The sequence below is a fragment of the Thalassotalea sp. PP2-459 genome, assembly GCF_001913705.1.
GTDB classification, from domain to species: Bacteria; Pseudomonadota; Gammaproteobacteria; order Enterobacterales; family Alteromonadaceae; genus Thalassotalea_C; species Thalassotalea_C hakodatensis.
On the sequence record NZ_MKQD01000085.1, the window covers coordinates 108,383 to 128,632 of the forward strand.

A 20,250-nucleotide genomic window follows, 5' to 3' on the forward strand; every position below is an offset into this window, starting at 1 on the left:
GTTATCACCTATATAGCATTGTGGTGCTATCCGTACTGTATTTCTTTCAAAATAGCGTTAGGAAATTCAAGTAAAGGTATATCTGCTGTTGATATACCAGCCTTAGCAACGGCTTGGGGCATGCCATAAACAACGCAACTTTCTTCATCTTGTGCCCAGATAGTCGCTCCTTTTGCTTTAAGCATTCTTGAACCTTCTCGGCCATCAGATCCCATACCAGTAAGAATAACCCCGAGCACAGAGCCTGAAAATATTTTAGCCGCTGAGCCAAAACTCACATCAACACTTGGTTTAAAAGCAATTCTATCAGTATCATCAACCACTACTTTTAGCTTAGCATGATTTTCTTTACCTTCAATTAGCATCTGTGTACCGCCTGGTGCTAGGTAAGCTACACCTGGTTTTAACACATCACCATTTTCTGCCTCACGCACACTTATTTTACATAAACTGTCTAAACGCATGGCAAAAGCTTTAGTGAAGGCCGCTGGCATATGTTGTACCATTATAATTGGCAGAGGAAAATTTTGTGGGAGTTGTGTCAATATTTTTTGTAAAGCGACCGGCCCACCTGTTGATGTACCGATTGCTAAAAGCTTATAGGATTTCCCAGATGGGCGAATACTACCAATAGGTCGCTTAACTTGTGTATTTAACGTACTATTACTGACAGGTACTGTACTTGGTTTAGTAATGGAAGGTCTATTAAATGGCCTAGCACTTACTCGCCGAGAACCCAGCCTTTTTCGGGCTATTTCTAATACTCGACTACGTAATATACTACCAGCATCACTATTTGCGTTCGCAATTTCATTGAATTTTTTCGGCAGAAAATCAAGCGCACCTGCATCAAGTGCATCAAGCGTTGCCTTAGCTCCTTGATGCGTTAAAGATGAGAACATTAAAATAGGAATCGGTGAATTTGCCATTATTTGCTTAACAGCTTCTATACCGTTAAGTAATGGCATTTCTATGTCCATGGTAATGACATCAGGCTTTAAAGACTTTGCTTTTTCTACTGCTTCAATCCCATTAACAGCAACGTCTATAACCGTTAAGTTCTTATCACTATTAATAATGTCAGTGACCCGACGTCTAAAAAAACTCGAATCATCAACAACCAGAACTTTATAGGCCATTTAATATCTCTTTTGCGTATTGTTATCGTTAATTATGAACGCAATTTTTTATTTACCGCGGATTTTTTCGCATAAAATTTTAACATGCTTGGTACATCAATAATTAATGCTATACCACCGTCACTTGTTATTGTTGCGCCTGCCATACCAGGAGTGCCGTGTAATAAACGGTCAAGCGGTTTAATTACGACTTCTTCCTGCCCGATCAAACTGTCTACCACAAAGCCAATTTGTTGAGCACCTAATTGAACAATGACAACATGCCCTTTATCTCTCGGTTTTTCTTTGAAATCTCTCACTAGCCATTGATCAAGATAAAATAGCGGGATCGCTTTTTCTCGAACAATGATGGTTAGTTGACCATCAACGACATTAGTATTCGTCAAGTCTAAATGGAAAATCTCATTAACGGCGGCAAGAGGTAGCGCGAACGTTTGTTCACCAACGACCACCATTAATGTAGGTAAAATAGCTAATGTAAGAGGGACTTTAATCTCAAGTACCGTACCAACACCTAATTCAGAATCTATATTTACTGTACCGTTTAATTGGGTGATTTTCGTTTTGACAACGTCCATACCAACGCCACGGCCCGACACTTCTGAAATCTCTGTTTTTGTTGAAAAACCAGGGGCAAAAATAAGATTAAAAGCGTCAGAATCAGACATTCTTGCTGCGGCATCAGCATCTAAAACGCCGCGCTCAATGGCGATTTCTTTTAATTTTTCAGCGTTCATCCCTGCACCATCATCTCTAATGGTCAGGAGTATATGATCACCTTCTTGTGAGGCTGATAAAATAACCGTACCTTCACGCGGTTTACCGTTTTCTTCTCGAGTACTTGGTGTTTCAATACCATGGTCAACCGAATTACGTACTAAATGCACCAAAGGATCGGCTAATGCTTCGACAAGGTTCTTATCGAGATCGGTCTCTTCACCCTCTAATATTAACTTAATTTCTTTATTTAAACTTCTGGCAAGATCGCGTACTACACGTGGGAAACGACCAAAAACTTTCTTAATAGGTTGCATGCGAGTTTTCATCACTGCACCTTGTAAGTCAGTAGTTACCGCGTCTAAATTAGATACCGCTTTAGTCAGTTCTTCGTCTTCCTTTGTCATGCCTAAACTTGTCAGTCTATTACGCACTAAGACTAACTCACCAACCATGTTCATAATTTGATCAAGACGCTGGGTATCAACACGAACGGTTGTTTCACCTTGCGGAGCATTTTGTTTATCCGCAGGTTTTTTCGCCGGTGCTTTAGCAACGGGCTTAGCCGCTGCAGTTGGTTGTTCAGCTGGCTTGGGTGCTGTTGCTTGAACAGGCTTAGGTTGAGCAACCTCTTCAGGTGCTTGGTTGCTGCTTGTTTGAGGTGCTTTACCTTTACCGTGCAATTCATCAAGAAGACTTTCAAAATCGTCATCGTTGATTTCATCGTTGTTTCCAGATTCAGGTTTTGCACCAACACCTGGTGCAAAAGCACCTTGACCATGAAGCTCATCTAATAAGTTTTCAAATTCATCGTCAGTTATTTCATTGCTAGAACTTGCCGAGCTAGCAGAAGGGGCAGTACTTTGTGCAGGTGGCGCACTGGATGAGCCTCCCCCATGTAATTCATCTAATAAGCGTTCAAACTCATCTTCAGACATTTCGTCTGATGAAGCATCATTGCTTGATGTGTCTGTTGATACGACCTGTGTTGGCATTTCAGGTGTTGCCGCAACTGGTTCTGCGCCTTCGGGAGAGCTTAGACGATGTAATTCTGCTAATAATGCTGGGTCGGCAGGAATCAGTTCTTCACGGGCTTGCACCAAGGCAAACATATCATTAATCGTATCTAACCCTTGCAGAATAACATCCATAAGTTCAGGTGTTACACTTCGTTGACCATTACGCAAAATATCAAAGATATTCTCAGCGCCATGACACACATCTACAAGTTCAGTTAATGATAAGAAACCCGCACCGCCTTTCACCGTGTGAAAGCCACGAAAAATAGCGTTTAATAGATCTGCGTTATCTGGATCATTTTCTAGTTCAACAAGTTGCTCAGATAAGCTTTCAAGTATTTCACCTGCTTCGATTAGAAAATCTTGAAGAATTTCTTCATCTGCTTCGTATGACATCCAGCAACTCCTATTAGAATCCTAAACTTGATAAAAGATCATCAACATCGTCTTGATCAGCAACTACGTCATCTCGATTATCTTTATTAACAATTGGGCCTTCAACGAGGTTTTCGCCAACCGATGGCTTACCCGTGCCCTGCATACTTTCACTTGTGACACCAAAAGCCGTCAACATATTAATTAAACTATCTTCTACTTCTCTAACCAGATCAATCACTTTTCGAATCACTTGTCCGGTTAAGTCTTGGAAATCTTGCGCCATTAATACATCAGTCATTAAACCATGCATACGCTCAGTTTCACGTTCTGAAGTTTTCAGTAACACGTCAATATCATGACATAAAGATTTAAACTCACCGACATCTAAATTATTATGCATCAGTTTATTCCACAGCGGTTTAACTGTGCTAATTTGGTGTTGAATGGTATTAACAACAGGAAAGATAGATTCAACTGCATCCATCGTTTTGTTGGCTGCATCTTCTGTACGACTGATCACATAATTTAATCGTTCTTTTGCATCAGGAATATCTGCTGTCGCTAAATCATTCAATCGCGAATCTAACTGAAAATTCATTAATGAGTCATGAAGTTGACGGGTTAACTTACCAATCTCGGCAAATAACTCGGAATTAATCGGGTTTTGAATTTCGGCAATTAATTCATCTGCTTTATCTTGTTGATCGGTTTCTAAATATTCAACCAACATTTTTGCCTGTTCCAATGAAACATGGACACCGTTATTTATACTCATGCAACGTCCTTACGTGGCAACTCGTTATTATCCTAAACGCTCAAAAATTTTATCAAGCTTAGTTTTTAACGTTGCTGCAGTAAAAGGCTTCACAATATAACCGTTAACACCCGCTTGCGCAGCCATCACGATTTGTTCTTTCTTCGCTTCAGCTGTTACCATTAAAACAGGTATATGCGACAAACTTGCATCTGCTCGTATCGCTTTGAGTAAATCGATACCTTGCATCCCTGGCATATTCCAATCAGTAACGACAAAATCAAAATCACCTTCTTTAAGCATAGGTAAAGCTGTACTGCCGTCATCTGCTTCTTGAATATTAGTGAACCCTAAATCACGTAGTAAGTTTTTTACGATGCGTCTCATTGTTGAAAAGTCGTCAACAACAAGTACTTTCATATTTTTATCCAAGGCACCCTCCAGGGACTTAATTCTAAATGCTTATAAATATATTGTACTTAACTTTGCCAAGATTGCATACGGGCTTTTAATCGATGTAATGCTTGGCTATGAATCTGGCTAACTCTCGACTCACTAACATCGAGCACTTGACCAATTTCGCGTAAATTCAATTCTTCGTCGTAATACAGAGACAGTACTAAAGCTTCTCGCTCTGGTAAAGTAGTAATGCACTCTGCCAATGACTTTTTAAACACTACATGTTCTATATTTTGATATGGATCAGTATTGTTTTTATCTTCAAAGCTTGAAACAGCATCTTCATTGACACCTAAATCTTCAATACCGATGATTTTGCCGCCATTTACTTCGTTAAGAATATGATGGTACTCATTCAGCGAAATATCAAGTTTTTCAGCCACTTCAATATCAGAAACATCTCTGCCTAGCTCTGCTTCCAAGTTTTTTATGGCTTCGCTGACCATTCTGCTGTTTTTATGTACTGATCTGGGGGTCCAATCACCACGACGTATCTCATCGAGCATTGCGCCACGAATACGTATACCCGCGAAGGTTTCAAAGCTAGCCCCTTTGGTGTTATCAAAGTTATTTGCCGCTTCCAATAGACCAATCATGCCCGATTGAATAAGATCATCAACTATCACACTAGCAGGCAGACGAGCGAGTAGATGATAAGCGATACGCTTTACTAAACTGCTATGCTGCTCGAGCAATGCCGTTTTATCAATTTGCGAACCGTATGCACTGGCTTTACCCAAAATTGCTTACCTTCGAATTAGTTTTCAATTAACTGTTCAATAAAAAACTCTAAGTGCCCCGAAGCATGGTTTGGCACTGGCCACTTAGTTATTTTTTGAGCTAACGCTCTAAATGCTCTGGCTGCTGGAGAATCAGGAAAAGCTTCTACAATAGCTTGTTGCTTCCTAACTGCATTACGAATGTTTTCATCAAAAGGAATGACACCGACTAACTCAAGCGCAACATCTAAAAAACGCTCAGAAACTTTTGAAAGCTTACCAAATAACTGCTGCCCTTCTTTCGGACTTCTTACCATATTAGCAACGACTTTAAACTTAAATACTTCATGGTCACGGCTGAGTAATTTCATTAACGCATAACAGTCGGTGATTGAGGTTGGCTCATCACAAACAACCAATAACACGTCTTGAGCCGCGCGAGCAAAACTCAATACCATATCTGAAATACCTGCTGCGGTATCAACTATGAGCACATCAAATTGCGTTTGCATATCGCTAAAAGCACGAATTAATCCAGCATGTTCAGATGGCGTAAGATCAACCATTGACTGAGTACCAGAAGTTGCGGGAATGATTTTAATTCCTGCAGGGCCTTCAATAATAATATCGTCGAGTTCACACTCGCCTGACATAACATGTGATAAATTACGTTTTACACGTAAACCAAGCATTACATCAACATTGGCTAAGCCTAAATCAGCATCGAGTACTAGTACTCTTTTTCCAAGTTGAGCTAAGGCAATAGACGTATTAAGCGAGACATTGGTTTTACCCACTCCCCCTTTACCACCAGAAACTGCTATGACTTTAATTTGATTTTGCTGTTGCATTTTTCTTAAGCCACTTGCCTGATCAATCATTTACATCACTCTAATTAAACATCAAAAATAATTTACATGCCAACTGCCATAGAAGCAGAGGTAGGGCGCCACGAGTTGTGACCATTCAATTTTGTTGCAAGCCTATCTGCAAGCGTAACTAACTTTTCAGCATTTGCAACTTTAATATCTTCTGGAACTCTTTGTCCATCAGTAAGATACCCTATTGCGAGGCCATTTTGTATAGATGTTGCAATTATTTCACCAACGCTCAAACTTTCATCTAGCTTTGTATAAATACACCCCGCCAACGGTACTTTTTTGAAGCGTTCAACGTTTTCTTGCATAACACGCTGTTGGGTATTGGCTGACAATACTAAGTAATTTCGAATTCTAACACGAGAATTCGCAATCAGGGTAGTAAGGTGATCGTTTAATCTCATATCACGCTGCCCCATACCTGCGGTATCAATGAGCACTAATTTTTTATCTGAGAACTGTTGTAATAGCGTATCAAGTGCCGCGCCATCTTTGGCAAGCTTAACCTGACAACCAATGATGCGTCCATAAGTAGTTAGTTGTTCGAAGCCTGCAATTCGGTAACTGTCTGTAGAAATCATGGCGACTTTATCGGCACCATGAATTTGAGCAAAACGGGCAGCTAATTTTGCGACGGTCGTTGTTTTCCCTACACCCGTTGGCCCTACTAGCGATACCACACCACCACGGTGAATAATTTCATTATTTGTTGTATGTAATTGACTCGCTAACAATTGCTTAGCTTGTAGCCATGAATCTTCCTCATTTTCAACATTGGGTAAATAGCTTGCGATCTGGTCAGCAACATTTTCAGTAATCCCCATTGCCATTAAACGGTCAACCAATAGGGCTTTAGCAGGGTTTTTTTGTGCCATATCTTGCCACATCAAACCGGAAATTTGATGCTCAAGTAATTGACGAATAGAAGACATTTCACGGCGCATTGCTTCAATTTCACGGTTTTGCTGTGGCGTATTATCTCTCGTTTGATGATGTGATTCTGTCATTGACGCTTGCTCACTCTGATGAGCATTGTTTGGTGTTTCAGTTGATAAAGCTTCAGGAGTCGACTGAGAGGCGTGTTGTTTATCTGTTGGTGCTTGGTGTGCCCCTTGCTCTAAACGATCAGTAAAGTTTTTTAGCTGTTGCTCAATATCTAATGCATGTTGCTGTTGGTGTGCAGTAGATGTTTGAATCGGCGTTGCTTTACTTTTAGGGGTATTTTGTTGGCGCTGTAATAATGCAGCAAGGCTATCAGCTGGTGGCTGTGCTTCATCAGTACTAGATTGCACGTTTGACGCCGCTTCATTAGTATTTTGTGGCTGACGTCCGATAGACACCACATCTTGAGAAATTTCTCGCGCAACGTGCTCTGATGGCTGTGCTGAAGGTGTTGTTTGTTGGCTATAATCTACCGCCGCCATTAATTCAACACCTTCTGGAATCTTCTTATTCGACATGATTACTGCTTCTGCACCAAGCTCTAGCTTGATTTGTTCAAGTGCTGTTCTCATATCTTTTGCAACAAAACGTCTTATTTTCACGTTGACCCCTTACCGAACACATCGCGGCGTTATCTTTGTTAAATCAGTTACTGCATCAACATTTCTCAGTGTTTAACGATAATGATTACTGACCAATTGAGCTGATAATTTTAATTTGCTTATCATCAGGTACTTCTTGGTAAGAAATTACTCTTAAACCTGGAATGGTGTATTTAACAAACTTAGCCAGTACCGTTCGTAACATACCTGATGTCAGCAATATTGGCGTATCACCTGCCATTTCTTGTTGCTGAGCACCTTCTGTTAACGACACTTGTAACCTTTCGGCTAAGCCAGGTTCTATACCTGCACCATCGTCTCCTGCCATTTGCATTGACTGGTGCAACATTTGTTCCAACTCTGGTGACAAAGTTATGACGGGGATCTCGTGTGCTGATCCGACAAGATCTTGAATAATAAATTTACGTAACGTAATACGCACCGCAGCGGTTAAAATATCGGTATCTTGACTCTTCGGACCATATTCAACCAGTGTTTGTACAATACTACGCATATCACGCACAGCAACGCCTTCATTCATTAGGTTTTGCAACACTTTAACAACCGCGCCAAGTGTTAATACTTCTGGAATTAAGCCTTCAACAAGTTTCGGATAACTTTTCCCAAGGATATCGAGTAAATTCTGAACTTCTTCATGACCTAAAAGCTGTGATGCATTGTTGGTCAACACTTGGCTAAGGTGCGTTGCAAGCACCGTAGCAGCATCAACAACGGTATAACCTAAAGATTGAGCTTGTTCCCGCTGAGCTTGTGTGATCCACACAGCATCTAAGCCGAATGCAGGATCTTTAGTATGCACTCCGTCAAGTTTGCCATAAACTTGACCTGGATTTATCGCTAAATCATGATCATGACGAATTTCTGCTTGGCCAACCGTCACTCCCATTAACGATATTTGGTATGTATTAGGATCTAAGTCTAAATTATCACGAATATGTACTGCTGGGACTAAGAAGCCAAACTCTTGTGACAGCTTTTTCCTAACCCCTTTAATACGGTTAAGCAGTTCACCACCTTGGCTTTTATCAACTAGGGGGATCAAACGGTAACCAATTTCTAACCCCACAATATCAACGTGACTCACATCATCCCAATCTAAATCTTTCACTTCTTGCTGATGCTGAGCGGTCTCTACTTCTGCAATTTCTTTCGCTTTTGCATCATCAACTGCTTTGGCCTTTTTGATTTTACTTGATAAAAAAGCACTGCCGGCAATTAACACCGCAAAGGTTAAAAAAGCAAAATGAGGCATACCAGGCACAATCCCCATAATAAACATGACAGAAGCTGCAATATACAGTGACTTTTGTTGCCCTAACTGTGTGCTCATTTGCGAGCCCATGTCTTGGCTAGTGTTTTGTCGTGTTACCACTATCGCAGTTGCTACTGATAATAATAAGCCAGGAATTTGAGCAACTAAGCCATCACCAATGGTTAACAAGGTATACACTTCTACCGCGTTGTCAAAAGTAAGGTCATGCTGCACCATACCAATCACTAAACCACCAATGATATTGATAAATAAAATAAGAATGCCGGCTATTGCGTCACCTTTTACAAACTTACTAGCACCGTCCATAGAACCATAAAAATCAGCTTCACTAGTCACTTCAGTGCGGCGCTCTCTCGCTTCGTCTGCATTAATAAAACCCGCATTTAAGTCGGCATCAATAGCCATTTGCTTTCCGGGCATGGCATCTAAAGTAAACCGAGCTGTTACCTCTGATATTCTGCCTGCACCTTTCGTGACTACGATAAAGTTAATGATGATTAAAATTAGAAACACCACTAAACCGACAGCATAGTTACCACCGATAACCACTGAACCAAATGCTTCAATCACCTTACCGGCGGCATCAGGGCCTTCATGACCTTCGAGTAAAACAACACGAGTACTGGCAACGTTTAACGCTAATCGCAAAATTGTCGCGATCAGTAACACTGAAGGAAAGGAACCAAATTCAAGGGGTTTGAGGGTATAAACCGTAATTAAAAGCACCACAAGTGCTAAGGCAATGTTGAACGAGAATAGTACATCGAGCAACATGGCAGGCATGGGTAATATCACCATACCGAGTATCGCTATTACAAGAAGCGGCGTGCCCGCTCCTGCAAAAACACTAAACTTTTTCTGTTTTAATTGATTGAAATGTGCTGCTAATTGCATTTAATCATCACGATAGTTTTTTGACGCATATCGGGAATTTGCAAATTTTAGACCAATTCACCAGAATTTATATAAGCAATTGACTATTTTGCGGAAACCAGAAAAATTCAGCCTTAGGCATATTAATACTTGTAGTCATCAGGTATAGGTAAGTTTTTTGCTAATGGTACTGGTCGACTTGCTTTTCCCTTTTTAAATTCTGCAAGTTGATAAACAAAGGCAAGTACTTGAGCAACAGCTGCGTATAACTCTTCTGGTATTTCTTCATTAACATCTGCCGTATAATAGAGTGAGCGTGCAAGTGCAGGTGATGTTAAAATTTCCACGCCATGCTCTTTTGCTATCGTACGAATATGAATTGCCATTTCATCAATACCTTTGGCGATCACACGCGGAGCACCACCTGATTCAGTGTCATATTTTATCGCTATTGAATAATGAGTGGGGTTAGTGATCACGACATCAGACTCAGGTACTTCCGCCATTTGTCTGCGTTGGGAGATTTCATACTGTGTTCTTCTAATTCGACCTTTATTTTCCGGACTCCCTTCAGAATTTTTCAATTCATCTTTCACTTCTTGCTTGGTCATCTTAAGTTGGCGAATATGATCCCATTTTTGATAAGGCGCATCGACCGCAACAATAATAATGAGCGATAAACTTAACGCTAAAAACATCCACAGTAATAATTCAACCGCATGTGCAAAATTTAACGGAATTGCCTCAATACTGAGTGATAATATTTGATCAAATAAGGTAACAAGTAATAAATATGCACAGAAAAATACGACAAAAAATTTTAACAACGACTTAATGAGTTCAACCCAAGCTTTAACACCAAACATGCGCTTAAAACCAGCAATCGGGGATAATTTACTCGCTTTGGGTGCCATTGCTTCAACCGAAAAATTTAAACCACCGAGAATGATATTACCGACGAACGCGGCAACCATGATGATAAAAAACATCCAACCTATCGGTACCGCTAGCGAGTAAAGCGCATCGCTAATGATATTGAACAGTTTATTGATATCCATCACTTCTTCACGGGTTAAATTAAATAACCGTTTCATAATTAAAGATAGACTGCTGACCAGTGAACTGCCTGTCATCATCAACGCAATAGCACTACCCACTAACACGAACATAGTACCTAAATCTTTAGATCGAGCAATTTGACCTTTTTTTCTTGCCTCAGAGAGCTTTTTCCCTGTGGGTTCTTCTGTTTTTTCACCTGAATCAGACTCAGCCATGACATTAACTCGCGCAGTCGATTAAATGACACGTTAAATCTAATGCTCGTTGCCATTGTAATTCAAAATGTAGCATAAAGTTTTCCATGGTCAGCCACATGATCAATAACCCAGAGCACATGGTGATTGGGAAACCTATAGCAAAAATATTTAACTGTGGTGCTGCTCGGGTCATGATGCCGAAAGAGAAGTTAATTAATAACATGGCGGTAAGTGGAGCCATCGCGAGTGATAGAGCGGTTGCAAACATCCATGCCCCCCATTCCACTAAGTCGCGAAACTTCGTTGATGAGAACTCTTCTAGCGGTATCGGCAGCGTTGAAAAACTTGCGGTGACAAACTGTAAATAGGCTAAGTGCCCATCCATCGCCCAAAAAAGTAAGGTAGATAAAATAAGAAAGAACTGACCAACTGCCGGCACATTCATACCACTAGCAGGATCAACTAGCGAAGCAAAACCAAGACCTGTTTGCATCGCAATTATTTGGCCAGCCATGGTAAAGGTGTTAACCACTAAATTTGTCACTAATCCCATCATTGCGCCGATGATGGTTTGTTGTGCTACCAATAGCACCATCTGAAAAGAGAATAATGATTCAATGCTAACCGGAGGTATAGCTGGCATGATGGCAAAAGTAATTGCTATAGAAAGAAAAAGTTTAACTTTCATCGGAACTGCTCGTGCGCCCAATGCAATCATCGACATAATTAACGCTGAAACGCGGGAAAAGGGCAGAATAAAATCTGCCATATATTGGTTAATAACCGTTTCAGAGAATTCCATAGTAACTAACCGTTACGCGATCACAGACGGTATAGATGTCACTAACCTAATGGTGTAATCCATTAACTTTTGTACCAACCAATGACCACCAACAATTAATGCCAGCAATGTCACAATTAGACGAGGCAAAAAGCTTAACGTTTGCTCATTGATAGAGGTTGCTGCTTGAAAAACCGCAACGATTAAGCCCACAATTAAACTTGGCACTATAACAGCACTAACAAGAACAATAACAAGAAACAAGGCGTCTCTTAGTATATCAACAAAGATTTCAGGACTCATTACGGGACCCCCATACCATAGCTACTTGCGATTGTGCCAATCACTAAATTCCAACCATCAACGAGTACGAACAGCATAAGTTTAAAAGGCAATGAAACAATCATTGGTGATAACATCATCATACCCATTGCCATTAAAATACTAGCTACTACTAGGTCAATGATCAAAAAAGGAATGAATAACATAAAGCCAATTTGAAAAGCTGTTTTCAACTCGCTAATGATGAATGAAGGAATAATCACCGTCATCGGCAAGTCTGTTGGCTTATCCACTTGAGTAATACCGGCCATTTGCGCAAGAGTATCTAAATCTTTTATCCGTGTTTGTTCAAGCATAAAGGCACGAATAGGCACTTTAGCGCTATCTATCGCTTCAATTGAGGTTTTTTGTTCTGCAAGATAAGGCTGAATTGCCGTTTCATTTATTTGATTGTATACCGGTGTCATAATGAAAAGCGTCATAAACAGGGTTAAACCAATGATCACCTGATTCGACGGTGTTTGCTGCAAACCAAACGCTTGACGCAAAATGGCCATAACAACAACGATACGGGTAAACGACGTCATCATAATAACTGCAGCAGGAATAAAGCTTAATGCAGTCATAAAAATCAGTATTTGCAAAGTAACTGAGTACTCTTGACTTCCGTCGGGATTCGTTGACAACTTAATCGCAGGTAAAGACAGATCTTGCTCTGCAAAAACATGACCACTCAACATCATTCCGAGACACAACACCAGCAGCCATAACAAGCGAAAATTTGTGTGCTTACCCGATGTTAACTTGCTCATACTATTCTCGATTATTGTTGATTTTTTGATTGATAAACTTTGCTAAAGGGTTATTAATTGCCCCTGTGATTGGGCTATTTTCAGGAAGTGGCGTTTCCAAGGTTTTAATTAATGTAACTTGTTGGTGACACACGCCTAACAATAGCTGCTCATCACCGACTTGTATCACCATTAACTTTTCTTTACTTCCTAAAGGTAAGCTGGCGATGACTTTCATACCAGAAGATACTTTATTGATCATAGTAAACTTTTTCAAGACAAACGCACTGACAACTATTAATGCGAGTACTAACAATAGTGCTAATATCATACTCGCAGCGTCCATATTTACGTTTGCATGTTTACCCACTTCAACGTTGTTTTCCTGTGCAAGGCTGATCACAGGAAAAAGTAAAACCAGCAAACTACCAATATTGCGTAATGTAAAGTATCGTGATATTTTGTGCATTATTTAAGCTTTTTAATGCGTTCAACCTGACTGATCACATCAGTTAAACGAATACCGAATTTATCATTCACAACTACCACTTCACCATGCGCAATCAGTGTACCATTGACCAACACATCTAACGCTTCACCGGCAACACGATCAAGCTCAACAACAGAACCCTGATTAAGTTGTAATAAGTTACGAATACTAATTTGGCTTCGGCCTACTTCCATAGAGATTGTCACTGGAATATCTAGTATTGTATCGAGCTTACGCTTTTCTTCACCTGTGATCGGAGCATCTTCTTGTAGTTCATCGAATTCTACCGCTTCTGCATTTTCTTCATCGGTTTCAGCTTCAGCTTGTTCATCCATCGCCTCATCCCACATGCTCAGATCTTCGTTTTCGTTCTCGTTTTCATCACTCATATTCAGCCTCTGTTCTTAATAATCTAAATCATCTTCAAGTAAGTGTAACTCTGCGTCACTGTCTAAACGTTTACCGCCTTTAGTTAAAATGGTTAATTCATTCTTCACAGACTCTGGACGCTTAATTTTCTCTTGAATTTGCAGTGCAATGTTTTCACGACGCTTGCCTAGTTTCGCTCTAAACGTTGGTAACTCTTCAATCAATACGGTTATATGTTCTGGCATTTCAATCGGGATAATATCGCCTGTCTCTAATTCCATAATTCTTGATAAGGGAATATCAACCTCTAAGAACTTGGTTGATAAGGCAACCGGAACATCCATGATTTCATCACGTAACGCCTTTGACCAACGCATATCAGTGTCTTCTTTGTCACTTTGCACACCAGCGTCTAACAATTCTCGAATAGGCTCTAACATCGAGTACGGCAAGGCAACATGAAAATCACCACCACCGCCATCTAGTTCAATGTGAAATGAGCTAATAACCACCACTTCAGTAGGGCTAACAATATTCGCCATAGAAGGGTTTACTTCAGAATCTAGGTATTCAAAAGATACATCCATGACTGGCGACCACGCTTCTTTGTAATCTTCAAAGATAAGCTTGAGTAGCATTTGAATAATACGTCGCTCAGTTGGAGTAAATTCTCGGCCTTCAATTTTGGCATGGTAACGACCATCACCACCAAAAAAGTTATCCACTAAGATAAACACTAAACGGGCTTCCATGGTGATAAGTCCAGTACCTTTTAACGGTCTAAAACGCACCATATTCAAGCTAGTAGGTACAAACAAGGTATGTACGTACTCACCAAACTTGATCATTTGAATTCCATTAATAGACACTTCTGCCGTGCGGCGCATCATATTGAATAGGCTTATCCGCATATGCCGAGCAAAACGCTCATTAACCATTTCGAGCGTTGGCATACGACCACGCACAATACGATCTTGCGACGAGAAGTCATAGTCGCTGGTGCCTTCTCGTTCAGGAACGTCTTCAGCAACCTCGTCTTCTTCAACGTCGTCTACGCCATGAAGTAGCGCATCGATTTCGTCTTGTGAAAGTAAATCACTCACGGTGGTATCTCTTTAAAGTTGTGTCATTATTGCATCACAAAGCCAGTAAATAATACTTGCTCTATTACTTTTTGCTCTTCTATGTCCATCATTATTTTATGTACTTCAGATAATGCCTGCTGCTTTAATGATGTTTTACCTGCACTAGTTGCAAGATCATCAGCATTTGATTGAGTAAATACTGCTAATAAAGTACTTTCAATCAACGGAATATGTTTTTTCGCGGCTTCCTCGTTATCAGAGCCCCGAACCAACAACTGCACTCTTATTTCTACAAAACGGTCACGGTTAGCACCAGGAATATTAAAACGAAAAGGTCTTGGCATCGGTACATATAATGCGGTACCTAAACTAGCACTTGCCGCAGGTTGAGCGCTACCTTCAGTGATCGCTTCTCCTTCGACGCCTGAATCTAATGCTGCATCTAGTTGCTCTTGTGTTGGGCCATCATCGCCCCCCATAAAGAAAAAAGCGGCGCCACCACCAACAGCCAGTATAACCACAGCTGCAATAATAATAATTAACTTCTTTTTTTTACCAGAACTATCAAGTTCTAATGCTTTTTCTTCTTCAGCCATAAATAGCCCCTATTGATAAAACTTATATATATCAGCAACTATATCTTCGATTACAGAATGCGCAACTGCTTTTATACAATTAAGCGTAGTAATCCACACCAGTTGACGAAGCTTTATACAAATTTACCTCTGGAGCCGCTAATTGTTCATGAGCAGAATTATTTTCCCCTTGATTTTCGCCCTGTGCTAGTTCACCGCCAGCTTCGCCACCATCATTACTTTTTTGATCGCGCTGTTCAATATTTGCATCACCGACATCAACACCTGATTGTTCAAGCATTTCTTTTAATCTACCCATGTGTTGCTCTAATGCATCTTTTGCTTGCGGGTTTTGTACAACAAAGTTAACGGCCGCTTGTTCATTTTGCATATTAATTTTAACTTGCATGCTACCCAGTTCTGGCGGATCTAACCGAATTTCGAGCTGTCGCAATTTTTGATTGATCATCACCATCACTTTCTCTTTAACCTCGATACTAAAATCTTTGCGATTTATCGCAATGGTTTCTTGAGCGATGATCTGAGTTGAGCGTGTTGCTTGTACCGAAACACTCTCAGCAGTCGTCTTAGCATGTATCGCTTGCGCAGCTTGTTCTTGCTCTTGTGTTAACGCAGTAGTAGGTCTTGCTGGCTCTGAAAAAACGGTTTGACGCTCTGTTTTCAGGTCGACAATAGCCTGCTTCTCTGTATCAACTGGCGTATTAACTTTCATGTCAAATGACTGCTTTTGAGCATTTTGCTCAGCGTTATTTTGTTGTTCACTATCGCCAGCTGATGAACTATTGGTTTTAGCATCAACATTGACAACATTAGCTGTTGCTTGATTTATGATACGGGTGTTGTTTTCTTTGCTATCTGCTTTGTGAGTATTATCTATGTTTATTGGCGTTACTGAAAATGGTGTTTCTGCACGTTGCTTTTCAGCAATTGCAGCATCAACTTCATCAGCTTTATTAACATTCAACTCTGGATTAACAGAAGAGGTAGAAATTACTGGTTCAACTGTTTTTTTAGTATCATTGCCTGCATTATCACTCACCGTTGCAAGTGATTTATCTGCAACTATTGTGTTTTCTGCGGCTTGCTTAATTTCTTGTTGAGTTAATTTCGAAGCCGATTTTTCAACATCATCAGCAGATGCCAGCTTATCATCAACACCAGTAATCGTCTTTATACTATTTTCCTGCTCAACAGAAGTAGCCGCCTTTACACGGTTTAATTGATCAGATGATGCCAAAGTCTGTAACACTTTTTCATTTCCACTCACTTTTTTCACGTCAGTGGTAATTTCTTTGTTTGATTCGCTACTTTCAGAAACGGTGATTGCTTGAGCCTCTTGGTTCTTATTAGATTGAGTTTTTGTATCTCGCCCCGCTAATATTGCTTGAATTTCAGTGGCAAGCTTTTGCTCTTTTTGTGACAACTCTACTTTTTCAACCGGCGCTTTTTCAGACTGTGCAATTTGTTGCTGAACATTAATTTGCTTAGCCATTTCCAACGCTGCTTGTCTTGATTGTTCATGTTTTTGACTATGTTCAGTAGAGGTGATTTCAGAAGCATTAATAAAGTCTAATAACTTGATCGCAATTTCAGCACGAGTATTTTCAACAGGTGCATCGACATATTCAGTTGACTGCTTATCATGTGCTTTTGTACTCTGCTCTGACGTTACTTCTTCAGCTGTATTGTTGCTACCTTCATCAACGGCATCAGCTTGAATATCTTCATTTTTTGCTTTTTCTTCTGTCGCTTGATTGCTAACATCTGTAGCATTCTCTGAGGGTTGTGAACGAGATGCGGCATGTTTGTCAGTCGCAACTTGTGACTGTTGTTCACTTGCGTTTTCTTGCCGCTTTTTGCCGTTAGTGACGACGGACTTATCCGCCATGTAATCTGAAAAGTTACTGGATTTACTTCTGTCTGCACCCGTATTTTTTTGTGTATCGATGCTTGACAATATTCCTTTATTTTCAACACCTTGATTTACATCTACGGGTAGTACGTTTACTTGTCTCATCGTAAAAAACCTTCACTGAACAATTAGATAATATTTTCTTGCTTTACGCATTAACGCATCATTAATAAATATTATGCAATTTCTATTCCATTAAATAGTTTCGCACTAATTTTAGGGTATAAATATCATTCTTCATGGGTTCAGGATTGTGGATTACGGCGTCGAAAATATTGTTGAGCTGCAATTTCATCAAACATCGCTTGCTCAGCCCTATTCGCCTTTTTAGCAAGTAATAATTTTTGTTTTTCTTGTAACTTCTCGATCGCCTGTACTTTTTGATGCTGTAATGTCCATTGCTGCTTTCTTTGCTCCATTAACGCCTTTGCTTGCTTGATGGCAATTTCAACTTGTTCTGCTGCATTATCTAATTTAGCAACAAATGCATGAAAATGGCGGTAAGTGACACTATCAACGCCTGTCATGGCTCGTTGATCAAGCCGTTTCATATACTCGAGTCTAAATTCACCCACACTTTGTAAACGAATGAGGTTTTCCTGGTATTCTTTTTCAGCTAGTTGCAATTGTTGAACAGCTTTATGTTCTTTATCTGATTCAAACTTATGAATAGTGTTCAATTGCTTCATTGACATAATTACTTACCTCGCCACTACTATTATTCAGTGGCCGTATTTTGCTGTTGGGCATGTGCTTGTGCTGCACCAATCACTTCTTGTAGCTGTGCCAAACTTTGATCATAAGGGACAACTTCATGCATTTTTTGCTGAAGAAAAAAGTTAATGACTGGCAGCAACTGTATCGCCTGATCGATTCTGGGGTCAGTCCCTTTGCTGTATGCACCAATTGAAATTAAATCTTTATTTTGTTGATATAGTGAATAAAATTGTTTTAAATTTCGTGCAAGATCTTGGTGTTCTTCACTGGTCACCATAGGCATTACCCGAGAAATAGAGCCTTCTATATCTACTGCTGGAAAATGCCCACTGTCTGCAAGTTGGCGAGATAATACAATATGGCCATCAAGTATTGCCCGTGCTGCATCAGCAATAGGATCTTGTAAGTCATCACCTTCAGTTAATACGGTAAAAAATGCCGTGATCGCACCTTGGCCATCACCACCGTTACCTGCGCGTTCAACAAGTTGTGGCAACTTAGAAAATACTGAGGGCGGATACCCTTTCGTCGCGGGTGGCTCACCTACCGCTAAGGCGATTTCACGTTGAGCTTGTGCGTAACGGGTTATAGAATCGATCAGAAGTAAAACATTCATGCCTTGGTCGCGAAAGTACTCGGCAATTTTCACCGCTGATTCACAACCTTTTAGTCGCATTAATGGTGAATTATCTGCGGGGGCCGCAACAACAACAGAGCGTTTTCGCCCTTCTTCCCCTAAAATTTCTTCAATAAACTCTTTAACTTCTCGACCACGCTCACCTACAAGCCCTACCACGATAACATCAGCCGTTGTACCGCGAGTCATCATGCCTAACAACACACTTTTACCCACGCCAGAGCCTGCAAACAACCCCATACGTTGACCTTGACCAACCGTAATAAAACTATTGATCGAGCGAACACCAACATCTAATGGTTGTGTAATTGCACGGCGTGCTAATGGGTTAATAGGCTCTGAAGAATGCTTTGCTTCTGGATCTGTTTTGATTGGACCTTTGCCATCTAAAGGCTTTCCTACCCCGTCAACTACTCGACCAAGTAACTCCATCGATAAAGGTAAACGTGCCTTAGCCATTAAAGGAACAACGCGTGCACCAGGTAATACCCCTTGCAAACTCTGCTCTGGCATTAAAAAAGTAATATCGTTCGAGAAACCAACGACTTCGGCGATTAATTCGCCTTGTGCGGTTTCAACAAGGCATTGACTACCCACTTGAGCCTTTACACCAACAGCCTCTAGTGTCAATCCAACAACGCGCACTAACCGCCCTGCAACCGAAATAGGTTGGCGGTGGATAAATTGTTGGCTGTTAATTAGCCGCTGATTAATACCTTCTATGTCTATCATCAACTATTTGACACTCTGAGCAAGAAACGATTATTGATGTAATGCATTCTGCAAGAAAGATTCCAACACATCTGTTAAGCGCGTTTTTATCGATAAATCGATATTAGATGTGCTATTTTCAATTTGACAACTACCTTTAGGTAACTTCGGTGATGGTAATAGTCGCCAGCCTTGCTCACTGATATATTCGGGTGTGAACTGTTGCTCTACTAACATAATGTCATCGGGGTTTAGCAGTATTTGGGTTTGGGCTTCTTGACTTGGTAAAGCCTTCATCCCCTTGTCGATGGCTTCAAATAAGATGTCATGATTAGTTTTAGCTTCTTGATAAGTCACGGCTTCTGTCAATTGAACAACAAGTTGAAGCAATTGTTGTTCAACATTTTTTTCAACAGACTTAATGGGTTGATGCAATTGCTCAATTAGCGTTTGCCAATTATTTGCAAGGGTATCGACGGTTTCTTTACCTTCAGTAAGGCCTTTATCAATCCCTTCAATATGCCCCTTTTTCAAGCCTTCTTCATGGCCAGCTTTTTGCCCTTCTTCAAAGCCTGTTGAAAATCCTTCTTCTTTACCTTGATTAAAACCTTCTTGATATGCCGCTTGACGAATTTCTTCAATATCTTCAGCGGTTAAAGGTGTTATTTCTTCTTCTACTTCCTCAGGCGGTTCGTAGCGCCATGAAGGCTTTTTACCGAGTGCATTGGTTGGTAATGTCGTTTGATCTATATCTTCTTCAACCGTAGGGTATGCCCAAACATCAGACTCGCTCGCCTGTTCTGGTTTAATAATATTGTCTTCGACATGTACGCCTGAAAAATTTTTCAT

At 40.4% G+C, this 20,250-nt stretch carries 20 protein-coding genes; all 20 read right to left on the reverse strand.

Annotated elements, in window-relative coordinates:
• Positions 1–26: 26 nt before the first annotated feature.
• Positions 27–1,139: a chemotaxis response regulator protein-glutamate methylesterase gene (locus BI291_RS17710; protein ID WP_074500627.1), complete on the reverse strand. Its 1,113-nt coding sequence runs from the start codon at positions 1,137–1,139 to the stop codon at positions 27–29.
• Between the two features lie 32 nt (positions 1,140–1,171).
• Positions 1,172–3,271, reverse strand: a complete 2,100-nt coding sequence (locus BI291_RS17715) for a chemotaxis protein CheA (RefSeq protein WP_074500628.1) — start codon at positions 3,269–3,271, stop codon at positions 1,172–1,174.
• 13 nt (positions 3,272–3,284) lie between these two features.
• Positions 3,285–4,028: a protein phosphatase CheZ gene (locus tag BI291_RS17720; RefSeq protein WP_074500629.1), complete on the reverse strand. Its 744-nt coding sequence runs from the start codon at positions 4,026–4,028 to the stop codon at positions 3,285–3,287.
• A gap of 27 nt (positions 4,029–4,055) precedes the next feature.
• Positions 4,056–4,439: a chemotaxis response regulator CheY gene (gene cheY, locus BI291_RS17725; protein WP_074500631.1), complete on the reverse strand. Its 384-nt coding sequence runs from the start codon at positions 4,437–4,439 to the stop codon at positions 4,056–4,058.
• A 47-nt stretch (positions 4,440–4,486) separates the two neighbouring features.
• Positions 4,487–5,209 carry an RNA polymerase sigma factor FliA gene (locus tag BI291_RS17730; protein ID WP_175573152.1) on the reverse strand — a complete coding sequence of 241 codons (723 nt, stop codon included), beginning with the start codon at positions 5,207–5,209 and terminating at the stop codon, positions 4,487–4,489.
• Between the two features lie 14 nt (positions 5,210–5,223).
• Positions 5,224–6,066, reverse strand: coding sequence for a MinD/ParA family protein (locus tag BI291_RS17735; RefSeq protein WP_074500637.1), 843 nt, complete (start codon positions 6,064–6,066; stop codon positions 5,224–5,226).
• Between the two features lie 32 nt (positions 6,067–6,098).
• Positions 6,099–7,607 carry a flagellar biosynthesis protein FlhF gene (gene flhF, locus BI291_RS17740; RefSeq protein ID WP_074500639.1) on the reverse strand — a complete coding sequence of 503 codons (1,509 nt, stop codon included), beginning with the start codon at positions 7,605–7,607 and terminating at the stop codon, positions 6,099–6,101.
• A gap of 85 nt (positions 7,608–7,692) precedes the next feature.
• The gene (gene flhA, locus BI291_RS17745) at positions 7,693–9,795 is read right to left on the reverse strand and encodes a flagellar biosynthesis protein FlhA (RefSeq protein WP_074500642.1); all 2,103 of its coding nucleotides are present in this window, start codon (positions 9,793–9,795) and stop codon (positions 7,693–7,695) included.
• A 122-nt stretch (positions 9,796–9,917) separates the two neighbouring features.
• Complete coding sequence (gene flhB / locus BI291_RS17750; protein ID WP_074500645.1) at positions 9,918–11,048, reverse strand: flagellar biosynthesis protein FlhB; 1,131 nt, start codon at positions 11,046–11,048, stop codon at positions 9,918–9,920.
• Between the two features lie 4 nt (positions 11,049–11,052).
• Positions 11,053–11,832 carry a flagellar biosynthetic protein FliR gene (gene fliR, locus BI291_RS17755; protein ID WP_074500647.1) on the reverse strand — a complete coding sequence of 260 codons (780 nt, stop codon included), beginning with the start codon at positions 11,830–11,832 and terminating at the stop codon, positions 11,053–11,055.
• Positions 11,833–11,844: 12 nt separating this feature from the next.
• Positions 11,845–12,114 carry a flagellar biosynthesis protein FliQ gene (fliQ, locus tag BI291_RS17760; RefSeq protein ID WP_074500650.1) on the reverse strand — a complete coding sequence of 90 codons (270 nt, stop codon included), beginning with the start codon at positions 12,112–12,114 and terminating at the stop codon, positions 11,845–11,847.
• Entirely contained in the window at positions 12,114–12,905 is a 792-nt protein-coding gene (gene fliP, locus BI291_RS17765) for a flagellar type III secretion system pore protein FliP (protein WP_074500653.1), read from the reverse strand. The genes fliQ and fliP overlap by 1 nt, the downstream gene beginning before the upstream one ends.
• A gap of 1 nt (position 12,906) precedes the next feature.
• On the reverse strand, positions 12,907–13,353 hold the full coding sequence (gene fliO, locus BI291_RS17770; protein WP_074500655.1) for a flagellar biosynthetic protein FliO: 447 nt from the start codon (positions 13,351–13,353) through the stop codon (positions 12,907–12,909).
• Positions 13,353–13,763: a flagellar motor switch protein FliN gene (gene fliN, locus BI291_RS17775; protein ID WP_074500658.1), complete on the reverse strand. Its 411-nt coding sequence runs from the start codon at positions 13,761–13,763 to the stop codon at positions 13,353–13,355. Before fliN ends, fliO begins: the two co-directional genes overlap by 1 nt.
• Positions 13,764–13,778: 15 nt before the next feature.
• Entirely contained in the window at positions 13,779–14,846 is a 1,068-nt protein-coding gene (gene fliM, locus BI291_RS17780) for a flagellar motor switch protein FliM (RefSeq protein ID WP_074500660.1), read from the reverse strand.
• 26 nt (positions 14,847–14,872) lie between these two features.
• Complete coding sequence (fliL, locus tag BI291_RS17785) at positions 14,873–15,424, reverse strand: flagellar basal body-associated protein FliL (protein WP_074500663.1); 552 nt, start codon at positions 15,422–15,424, stop codon at positions 14,873–14,875.
• Between the two features lie 79 nt (positions 15,425–15,503).
• Positions 15,504–17,441, reverse strand: coding sequence for a flagellar hook-length control protein FliK (locus BI291_RS17790; protein WP_074500665.1), 1,938 nt, complete (start codon positions 17,439–17,441; stop codon positions 15,504–15,506).
• 140 nt (positions 17,442–17,581) lie between these two features.
• Positions 17,582–18,031 carry a flagellar export protein FliJ gene (gene fliJ, locus BI291_RS17795; RefSeq protein WP_074500668.1) on the reverse strand — a complete coding sequence of 150 codons (450 nt, stop codon included), beginning with the start codon at positions 18,029–18,031 and terminating at the stop codon, positions 17,582–17,584.
• Positions 18,032–18,054: 23 nt separating this feature from the next.
• Positions 18,055–19,422 (reverse strand): flagellar protein export ATPase FliI, encoded by a 1,368-nt coding sequence (gene fliI, locus BI291_RS17800; RefSeq protein WP_074500671.1) that lies wholly within the window; start codon positions 19,420–19,422, stop codon positions 18,055–18,057.
• 30 nt (positions 19,423–19,452) lie between these two features.
• Positions 19,453–20,250 carry a flagellar assembly protein FliH gene (gene fliH / locus BI291_RS17805; RefSeq protein ID WP_074500673.1) on the reverse strand — a complete coding sequence of 266 codons (798 nt, stop codon included), beginning with the start codon at positions 20,248–20,250 and terminating at the stop codon, positions 19,453–19,455.